The sequence below is a fragment of the Rhodococcus sp. NPDC058532 genome (assembly GCF_042719255.1).
Taxonomy (GTDB): Bacteria; Actinomycetota; Actinomycetes; order Mycobacteriales; family Mycobacteriaceae; genus Rhodococcus_G.
This window is the reverse complement of record NZ_JBHXNU010000003.1, coordinates 331,058-339,931: the sequence shown is the minus strand read 5'-3', so window position 1 is coordinate 339,931 and position 8,874 is coordinate 331,058. Positions and strand designations below refer to the sequence as shown.

Annotated in this window: 7 protein-coding genes and 1 riboswitch; of the genes, 2 read left to right on the top strand and 5 right to left on the bottom strand. The window is 71.5% G+C overall.

What is annotated here, in order from left to right; translation table 11 throughout:
• Positions 1-136: 136 nt before the first annotated feature.
• From ACFWQG_RS06135 to mqo, 5 genes are all read right to left on the bottom strand, one after another.
• Entirely contained in the window at positions 137-502 is a 366-nt protein-coding gene (locus tag ACFWQG_RS06135; protein WP_378506753.1) for a cobalamin biosynthesis protein, read from the bottom strand.
• Positions 495-1,886 (bottom strand): cobyrinate a,c-diamide synthase, encoded by a 1,392-nt coding sequence (locus ACFWQG_RS06130; RefSeq protein ID WP_378506689.1) that lies wholly within the window; start codon positions 1,884-1,886, stop codon positions 495-497. The genes ACFWQG_RS06135 and ACFWQG_RS06130 overlap by 8 nt, the downstream gene beginning before the upstream one ends.
• Complete coding sequence (cobO, locus tag ACFWQG_RS06125) at positions 1,880-2,494, bottom strand: cob(I)yrinic acid a,c-diamide adenosyltransferase (protein ID WP_378506688.1); 615 nt, start codon at positions 2,492-2,494, stop codon at positions 1,880-1,882. Before cobO ends, ACFWQG_RS06130 begins: the two co-directional genes overlap by 7 nt.
• 45 nt (positions 2,495-2,539) lie before the next feature.
• Positions 2,540-4,477, bottom strand: a complete 1,938-nt coding sequence (locus ACFWQG_RS06120; RefSeq protein ID WP_378506687.1) for a VWA domain-containing protein — start codon at positions 4,475-4,477, stop codon at positions 2,540-2,542.
• Between the two features lie 8 nt (positions 4,478-4,485).
• A riboswitch (adenosylcobalamin (AdoCbl) riboswitch) is annotated at positions 4,486-4,646 on the bottom strand.
• Positions 4,647-4,716: 70 nt separating this feature from the next.
• On the bottom strand, positions 4,717-6,255 hold the full coding sequence (mqo, locus tag ACFWQG_RS06115; RefSeq protein ID WP_378506686.1) for a malate dehydrogenase (quinone): 1,539 nt from the start codon (positions 6,253-6,255) through the stop codon (positions 4,717-4,719).
• A 120-nt stretch (positions 6,256-6,375) separates the two neighbouring features.
• On the opposite strand from mqo, the gene ACFWQG_RS06110 reads away from it, so the two are divergent.
• Together ACFWQG_RS06110 and mtr are read left to right on the top strand one after the other, a co-directional pair.
• Positions 6,376-7,386: an alpha/beta hydrolase gene (locus tag ACFWQG_RS06110; protein ID WP_378506685.1), complete on the top strand. Its 1,011-nt coding sequence runs from the start codon at positions 6,376-6,378 to the stop codon at positions 7,384-7,386.
• Positions 7,383-8,768, top strand: a complete 1,386-nt coding sequence (gene mtr / locus ACFWQG_RS06105) for a mycothione reductase (protein WP_378506684.1) — start codon at positions 7,383-7,385, stop codon at positions 8,766-8,768. The genes ACFWQG_RS06110 and mtr overlap by 4 nt, the downstream gene beginning before the upstream one ends.
• Positions 8,769-8,874 lie beyond the last annotated feature (106 nt).

Genomic DNA, 8,874 nt, shown 5'->3' with positions numbered 1-8,874 from the left:
CTGGGGGGCGGGGGAGGTTAGGAGGGGGGGGGGAGTTGGCTTTTTCTGTTCCTTTTTCCTTTTTTTTTCGTGTTTTTCGTTCTTGTGTGGGGTTTTTACCCCGATCGGGGTAAAAATCACGCACGGTTGCGTCCGGTCACCAAACAGTACGGGCGAGCGCGACGATGACGCCATCGCGGGCACGCTTGCGCACCAGCAGGTCCCCGCCGCCCGACCCGAGGATCGCGGCGGCCTCCGCGACACTCGCCGTCCCGACCGCCGCGGCGACCCGCGCCGACGGGCTCGGCACGGTCACCGCGGACAGTTCGGCCGCCGTGAACCCGAGCACCGGGACACCCAGTTCGGCGGCGGCCGTCACCACGGACGGGTCGGCGGCCTTCCGGTCGAGCGTCGCCACCGCCCGCAGTGCGGTCCGGTCGTCGACGATCGAGACGATCGCCTCCAGCACCGCGTCGGGCCGCACCCCGGACCGAAGTCCGACGCCGACCACCAGGTCAACCATGTCGGGCACCGAACTCGCTTGCCGCATGGACGAATCGACGGATCGCGTCCGGGTTCCCGGCCGGATGCGTGTGCAGGTAGGACGCGTGCACTCCCCCGCCAACGAAGCCCTCCCGGGACGCGGCCCCGCTCGCGTGCCAGCCCCACGCGGGCGCCCAGCCGTCGGCGGACTGCGCGGCGAGCGCGGTCCGGTGGAACTCGTGGCCGACCACCCGTTCCCCGGCCGCGAACAGCACGGACGGGGCGAGCGCCACCGCCTCCCGGTAACCGAGGGTGAGCGTCGAACCGAAGGTGGCGTCGACATCGATCACCCGACACATCGGATGCCCGTCGAGGGCGCGGGTCAGGTACAGCAGTCCGGCGCATTCGGCGTGGATCGGCATGCCGCGGCGCGCCCGCTCCCGCACCGAGGTCAGCAACGCGGTGTTCGCGGCCAACGCCGCCGCGTGCTCCTCCGGAAACCCGCCGGGCAGCACCAGCGCGGCGGCACCGTCGGGGAGGTCGTCGGTGGCCGGGTCGAACAGCTGCACCCGCGCTCCTGCCGCCTCGAGCAGTTCCCGGTGCTCGGCGTACCCGAACGTGAAGGCCGCACCGCCAGCGACCGCGACGACCGGGGCACCCGCGACCGCAGGGCCGACCGCGACGACCGGGTCCCACGCCAGCGCAGTCACCGTCGACGATGCCAGTGCCCGCACCGCGTCCAGGTCGACGTGCCTGGCGATCAGGTCGGTCATCGCGCCCACCGCGGCGGTGGCGGCGCCGCCGTGCTCGACGGCGGTCACCAGACCCAGGTGCCGGGACGGCACCGCCAGCTCGGCCAGGCGCGGCACCACACCGAGGACCGGGATCCCGACCCGCTCGCAGGCCTGGCGCAGCACCTGCTCGTGCCGGGCGCTGCCGACCCGGTTCAGGATCACCCCGCCGATCCGGACGTTCCGGTCGAAGGTCGCGAAGCCGTGCAGCACCGCGGCGAGGGACTGACTGTGGCCGCGGGCGTCGACGACGAGCACCACGGGCGCGCCGAGCAGCCCCGCCACCTGCGCGGTGGAGCCCTCGGCCGCCCCGTCCGGCGCGGGGTCCGCGATCTTGCCGTCGAACAGCCCCATCACGCCCTCGACGACGGCGATGTCGCAACCCGCGCTGCCGTGCCGGTACAGCGGGCCGATCCGGTCCGCACCGACCAGCACCGGATCCAGGTTGCGCCCGACCCGGCCCGCCGCGAGGCCGTGATAGCCGGGGTCGATGTAGTCCGGGCCCACCTTAAACGGGGCGACCCGGTCCCCCGCAGCGCGCAGCGCACCGATGAGTCCCGTTGCGACGGTGGTCTTTCCGCTGCCCGATGCGGGTGCGGCGATCACCACCGCCGGGACGGCGCGATCTACCACTCGATGCCCCGTTGCCCCTTGCGGCCCGCGTCCATCGGGTGCTTGACCTTCGTCATCTCGGTGACCAGGTCGGCGGCGTCGAGCAGCGCCTGCGGGGCGTCCCGGCCGGTGATCACCACGTGCTGCTGGCCGGGACGGCGCACCAGGACGTCGACGACCTCGTCGACGTCGACCCAACCCCACTTGAGCGGGTAGGTGAACTCGTCGAGGACGTAGAACCGGTGTTCCTCGCGTTCGATCCGCCGGGCCACCTCCCGCCAGCCGTCGAGCGCGACCCGGGCGTGGTCCTCGTCGTCGCCCTTCTTCCTGGTCCACGACCAGCCGTCGCCCATCTTGTGCCAGGACACCCGGCCGCCTGCCCCGGTGGACTCGTGCAGGTCGCCGAGCGCCCGGAACGCGGCCTCCTCCCCGACCTTCCACTTGGCGGACTTGACGAACTGGAAGACCCCGATGTCGAAGCCCTGGTTCCAGGCGCGCAGCGCCATCCCGAACGCGGCGGTGGACTTGCCCTTACCGGGCCCGGTGTGCACGGCCAGGACGGGGGCGTTGCGACGCTGCCTGGTGGTCAGCCCGTCGTCGGGAACGTTGTCGGGGACACCCTTGGGCATGCGAATTCTCCTCGTCGGGTTGGGGGTTGGGCAGGGGACGGTCGGTCAGGCGGCCGCGCGGACGACGCCGGCGACCTGCTCCGCGGACAGTTCGGAGAGCCGGACGCAGGCCCCCCGCAGCGCGGTCGCGAGTTCCGCGGCCAACCCCAGCCGGACCATCCCGGTCTCGCAGTCGACGACGACGGCGGCGGCGGCCGTGTCGGCGAGCAGACCCGCCGCGACCTTCGCCCGGTGCACCGGGTCGGTGCCGCCGGTGGCGCGGCCGTCGGTGAGGGCGACGACCATCGCACGCCGGTGCGGATCCCGCAGCCGTTCCCGCAGCACCACCTCGCGGGCCGTGAGGAACCCTTGCGCGAGTGGGGTTCTCCCACCGGTGCGCAGCGACGCCAGCCTGCGGACCGCGATGTCCACGGAGGAGGTCGGCGGCAGCGCCACCTCGGCGGACGCGCCGCGGACCGTGACGACCGCGACCTTGTCCCTCCGCTGGTAGGCGTCGCGGAGCAGCGACACCACGGCACCGGTGACGGCGGACAACCGGTCCCTGGCCGCCATCGACCCGGACGCGTCGACGACGAACACGATCAGGTTGCCCTCGCGCCCCTCCCTCAACGCGCCCCGAATGTCTCCGGGCGCCAACAGCATCCGGCCGTCGGTGCGCCCACGCGTGGACTGGTGCTCGGCGGCGGCGAACAGGGTGGCGACCAGGTGCAGGCCGCGACCGGGGTCGGTGGTCGCGCGCACGGTCCGCCCGCGTACGGACCGGGACCGGGACCGCCTGCCCGGCGCGCCCTCGCCGACGCCGGGGACGGTCAGCAGCCGGGTGCGGAACTGGCCGGTCGGCGCGCCGACCGGGCGTTCCGGCGGCGCGCCGGGGCCGGTCGATTCTGGTTCCTCGGCCTGCGCCGCACCATCCGGGGCGGGGGCGTCGGGTGCGGGGCCACCGGCGTCCGGGGCGGGGGCGCCGCCACCGGGACCGTCCGGCTCGGGGTCGGGCTCGGGGTCATGCTCGGGCTCGGGCTCGGAGTGACTGCGGGCCTGCTCGTCGGCGTCCCGCATCGCCTCGTCCAGCTGCTGCTGGTCCAGGCCCGGTTCGTCGAACGGGTCGCGGCGGCGGCGGTGCGGCAGGGTCAGCTCGGCCGCGACCCGCACGTCCGGCTCGGCGACCTCGGTCGCACCGCGCCATGCCGCGTGCGCGGTCGCGGTGCGGGCCAGGACCAGGTCGGCGCGCATTCCATCCACGTCGAAGGAGGCGCACAGCGCGGCGATCCGGCGCAGCTCGGTGTCGGGCAGGCCGACCGCGGGCAGCGCGGCCCGCGCGGCGGCGATCCTGGCGGCGGTGTCGGCGTCGGCGCCCGCGTAGCCGGCCGCGAATCCGGTGGGGTCGGCCTCGAAGTCGAGGCGGCGGCGGATCACCTGCATGCGGACGTCGACGTCTCGGGACGCGGCGACGTCGACGGCGAGGCCGAACCGGTCGAGCAGCTGCGGACGCAGCTCGCCCTCCTCCGGGTTCATTGTTCCGACGAGGACGAACTTGGCGGGATGGGAGTGCGAGACACCGTCGCGTTCGACGTGGACGCGGCCCATGGCTGCGGCGTCGAGCAGCACGTCGACGAGGTGGTCGTGCAGCAGGTTCACCTCGTCGACGTAGAGCACACCGTCGTGGGCGGCGGCCAGCAGGCCGGGTTGGAAGGCACGCTCGCCGTCCCGGAGCACCTTCTCCAGGTCGAGGGAGCCGATCACCCGGTCCTCGGTGGCGCCGACCGGCAGTTCCACCAGGCGGGCCGGGTCGCCGCCCGCCGTCGGGGGCAGCAGCGCGGCGAGCGCGCGGACCACCGTCGACTTCGCGGTGCCCTTCTCGCCGCGCACCAGCACTCCGCCGATGCCGGGATGCACGGCGCACAGGGTCAGCGCCAGCCGCAGCTGGTCCTGCCCGACGATGGCACTGAACGGAAAACCGGGGTCTGCCGAATCCTGTTGCGTCACGGCGCCACTCTCCTCACTCCCCGGTCTCCGCGCCGGGGGTCGGACGAAAAGTTCCGCCGCCGCGGCAATCTGACTTCGGAACCGATCGTGGCTCGGTGTCCGTCACAGTGGCGGGACCGCGCCTGACTTCCACAGGACTTCCCCGCGACGGGAAACATGATGTTCGCCGCGAACTCTATCCGGTGCAACGACACCGGCCGCCACCTGGGCAGGTGACGGCCGGTGAACGGGTGGACGGATCAGGCGGATGCGGCGGCCGGGACCTCGACGGGGGCCTCGAGCTCGAGCGCCCGGTTGCTCCAGTCCCACACCTCACGGAACAGCGACTCGTTGTCGGACAGCTTCAGACCCAGCGACGGGACCATCTGCTTGAGCTGCGGCTCCCATGCGCTCCACCGGTCCCCGAAGCACCGCTGCAGGACGTCGAGCATCGCGGGGACCGCGGTGGACGCGCCGGGCGAGGCGCCGAGCAGACCCGCGATGGTGCCGTCCGCGGCGTTGATGACGGCGGTGCCGAACTCGAGCACGCCCCCGCCGCCCTTCTTGCGGATCACCTGCACCCGCTGACCCGCGGTGATCAGTTCCCAGTCGCCGCCGGTCGCGCGCGGCACGAACTCGCGCAGCGTCTCGATCCGGTCGTCGGCCGACTGCAGGAGCTCACCGATGAGGTACTTCGTCAGGCCGAGTTCGGTGACGCCGACACCGAGCATCGACATCAGGTTGTTCGGCTTGATGGATCCGGGCAGGTCGGTGACCTTGCCGTTCTTGAGGAACTTCGGCGACCAGCCGGCGTACGGGCCGAACAGCAGGCCCTTCTTGCCGCCGATGACGCGGGTGTCGAGGTGCGGCACCGACATCGGGGGCGCGCCGACCGCGGCCTTGCCGTAGACCTTGGCGTTGTGCTGCTCGATCAGATCCGGGTTGGTGCAGCGCAGGAACTCGCCGGAGACCGGGAAGCCACCGAAGCCCTTGGCCTCGGCGATGCCCGACTTCTGCAGCAGGTGCAGCGCACCGCCGCCCGCGCCGACGAAGACGAACTTCGCGTTCACGGTCTTCTTGTCGCCGGTGCGCTGGTTGACGACCTTCAGGGTCCAGCTGCCGTCGGACTGCTTGGTGATGTTGCGGACGTCGTGGCCGAAGTGGACGGTGCCGCCGGTGGCGCCGATGTTGCCCAGCAGCTGCTTGGTCAGGGCGCCGAAGTCGACGTCGGTGCCGCCGTCGGTCCAGTTCAACGCGACCGGATCGGAGAAGTCACGACCGGTGGCCATCAGCGGCAGGCGCTTGGCGAACTCGTCGGGGCGCTCGGTGTATTCCATCCCCGCGAACAGCGGGTGGCCGGCGAGGGCGTCGTAGCGGGCCCGCAGGTACTTCACGTTCTCCGCCCCGTGCACGAAGCTCACGTGCGGGATCGGGTTGACGAATTCCTTCGGCTCGGTGAGGATGCCGTTCTCGATCGCGTAGGCCCAGAACTGCCGCGACACCTGGAACTGCTCGTTGACGTTGACGGCCTTGGTGATGTCCACCGAGCCGTCCTTGGTCGCAGGCGTGTAGTTGAGCTCACACAGCGCCGAGTGTCCGGTGCCTGCGTTGTTCCAGGGGTCGCTGCTCTCGGCGGCGGCGGCGTCGAGACGCTCGAACACGCTGATCGACCAGTCCGGCTGCAGCTGCCGGAGCAGGGCACCGAGCGTGGCACTCATGATGCCCGCACCCACGAGAACTACATCGGTCTTGTGTACCGCGGTGTTGTCTGACACTGGAAAATCGACTTCCTTGTCCATTGGCAGCGGCAGTCACGCCGACTGCACGCGGAGTAGGTTACCCGCGCGTATGAGCGGGGTTGACCTCGCCTCAATTGTGCTCCCCCGAGTTCACATTAACGCCCACTACGATTGTGATCTGTGACCACCTGGGTGCGGGACCTCCTTGGCGAGGGCTACGAACAGACGACCTTGCCGCTCGGCACGGATCCCGACGGGGAGGGCGAGGTGGTCGCGACCCTCGTCCGATACCGGCCCGACGGGGCGACACCCCGCCGCCGCGCGGTGCTCTACCTGCACGGATTCACCGACTACTTCTTCCAGACCCACATCGCCGAGCACTTCCACGGGCGGGGATACGACTTCTTCGCGCTGGACCTGCGCAAGTGTGGCCGTTCGCGGCGGCCGGGCCAGACCCCGCACTTCGTGACGGATCTCGCACTGTACGACGCCGAACTGGAGTGGGCGCTTGCGACGGTCCGCGACCAGGTGCAGGGCGGTGCGGTGCTGCTCACCGCCCACTCCACGGGGGGCCTGATCCTGCCGATGTGGCTGGACCGGCTCAATGCCCGGCCGGGGGGCAGCGCGGCCGCCGGGGTCGCCGGGGCGATCCTCAACAGCCCGTGGTTCGACCTGCAGGGCCCGTCGTACGTGCGCAACGTCGGGACGGTCGCGATCCGGACCGTCGGCCGACTCCGGGACAAGCTCGAACTCAAGCAGCCGCCGATGGACGTGTACGGCCGCACCCTGCACCGCAGCCAACGCGGCGAATGGGACTACGACCTCGAATGGAAGCCGCTGCGCGGGTACGGGGTGACCTTCGGGTGGCTGCGCGCCGTCCGCCGCGCGCAGGCGCGGCTGCATCGGGGCCTCGACATCGGGGTGCCGTCGCTGATCCTGCGCTCGAAGGTGACGCACTACTCGATGCGGTACACGGAGAAGTCGGAGGCCGCGGATCTGGTGCTCGACGTCAAGCAGATCGCGCGCTGGGCGGGCTGCCTGGGCGACCGCACCACCATCGTTCCGATCGAAGGTGCCCGGCACGACGTGTTCCTGTCCCGCGAGGTGCCCCGCAAACAGGCGTTCGACGAGGTCGATCAGTGGCTGGACTGGTTGGAGCGGCAGGGCGCGACGGAAGGGCGGCCCTCGTGACCCACTTCGATCTGGCGATCATCGGATCCGGTTCCGGCAACACCATTCTCGACGACCGGTTCGCCGACATGACCGTCGCGATCTGCGAGGGCGGCACGTTCGGAGGCACCTGCCTGAACGTGGGCTGCATCCCGACGAAGATGTTCGTCTACGCCGCCGAGGTCGCGCGCACCATCCGGGACTCGTCCCGCTACGGCGTCGACGCGCGGGTGGAAAAGGTGCGGTGGAACGACATCGTGGAACGGGTGTTCGGCCGCATCGACCCGATCTCGGAGGGCGGCGAACGGTATCGGCGGGACGGCAGCCCGAACACCACCGTGTTCCCCGGCTACGCGACCTTCACCGGCCCACGGACCATCCGCACCGGAACCGGGGAGGTCATCACCGCCGACCAGGTGGTGATCGCCGCCGGATCCCGGCCGGTCATCCCCGACGTGGTGACCCGCAGCGGTGTCCGGTACGTCACCAACGACGACATCATGCGCCTGCCCGACCTGCCCGAGCGGCTGGTGATCCTCGGCAGCGGGTTCATCGCGTCCGAATTCGCGCACGTCTTCTCCGCCCTCGGCGCCCAGGTGTCGATCATCGGCCGCGGCGACCGCCTGCTGCGCGACCTCGACGTCGACATCTCGCAGCGGTTCACCGACCTCGCGCGCTCGAAATGGGATGTGCACCTCGGAAATCCGGTCGCCGAGCTGCGGGACGCCGCAGGCGGCGTCGAGGCGGTGCTCGCGGACGGCACCGTCGTCGCCGGGGACACGCTGCTCGTCGCGACCGGCCGCACCCCGAACGGTGACCGGCTCGGTGCCAGCGCCGCCGGCGTCGACGTGGACGATCGGGGCCGCGTCGTCGTCGATGAGTTCCAGCGCACCGCCGCCGAGGGCGTCTTCGCGCTCGGGGACGTGTCGTCGCCGCACCAGCTCAAGCACGTCGCCAATCACGAGGCGCGGGTGGTGCAGGCGAACCTGCTGCGCGACGCCTGGGGGAACGGCGCCGACCCGGCCCGCACGGAACTGGCGCGAACAAACCACAGGTTCGTGCCCGCCGCGGTGTTCACCGACCCGCAGATCGCCACGGTCGGGTTGACCGAGGCGCAGGCCCGCGCGCGGGGCCTGGATGTCGCGGTGAAGGTGCAGCGCTACGCCGACGTCGCCTACGGGTGGGCGATGGAGGACGACGAGGGACTGTGCAAGGTGATCGCCGACCGCGGCACCGGTCGCCTGGTCGGCGCGCACGTGCTCGGCGCCCAGGCGTCGACGGTGATCCAGCCGCTGATCCAGGCGATGAGCTTCGGCCTGCCCGCCCGGGAAATGGCGTTGGGGCAGTACTGGATTCATCCCGCGCTCACCGAGGTCGTCGAGAACGCGCTGCTTGGCCTCTGACCGGAACCGTGGGGGGGGGGGGGGGAGAGGGGGGGGGGGGGGGGGGGGAAGGGGGGGAGGAGGGGAGAGCGGGGGGGGGGGGGGGGGGGAAGAGAAGAAAAAAAAG

What these genes read in the sequence shown, in the direction of transcription:
- mqo (WP_378506686.1), bottom strand. Translation starts at nt 6,255, where the DNA reads ATGGACAAGGAAGTCGATTTTCCAGTGTCAGACAACACCGCGGTACAC.
- cobO (WP_378506688.1), bottom strand. Translation starts at nt 2,494, where the DNA reads ATGCCCAAGGGTGTCCCCGACAACGTTCCCGACGACGGGCTGACCACC.
- ACFWQG_RS06135 (WP_378506753.1), bottom strand. Translation starts at nt 502, where the DNA reads ATGGTTGACCTGGTGGTCGGCGTCGGACTTCGGTCCGGGGTGCGGCCC.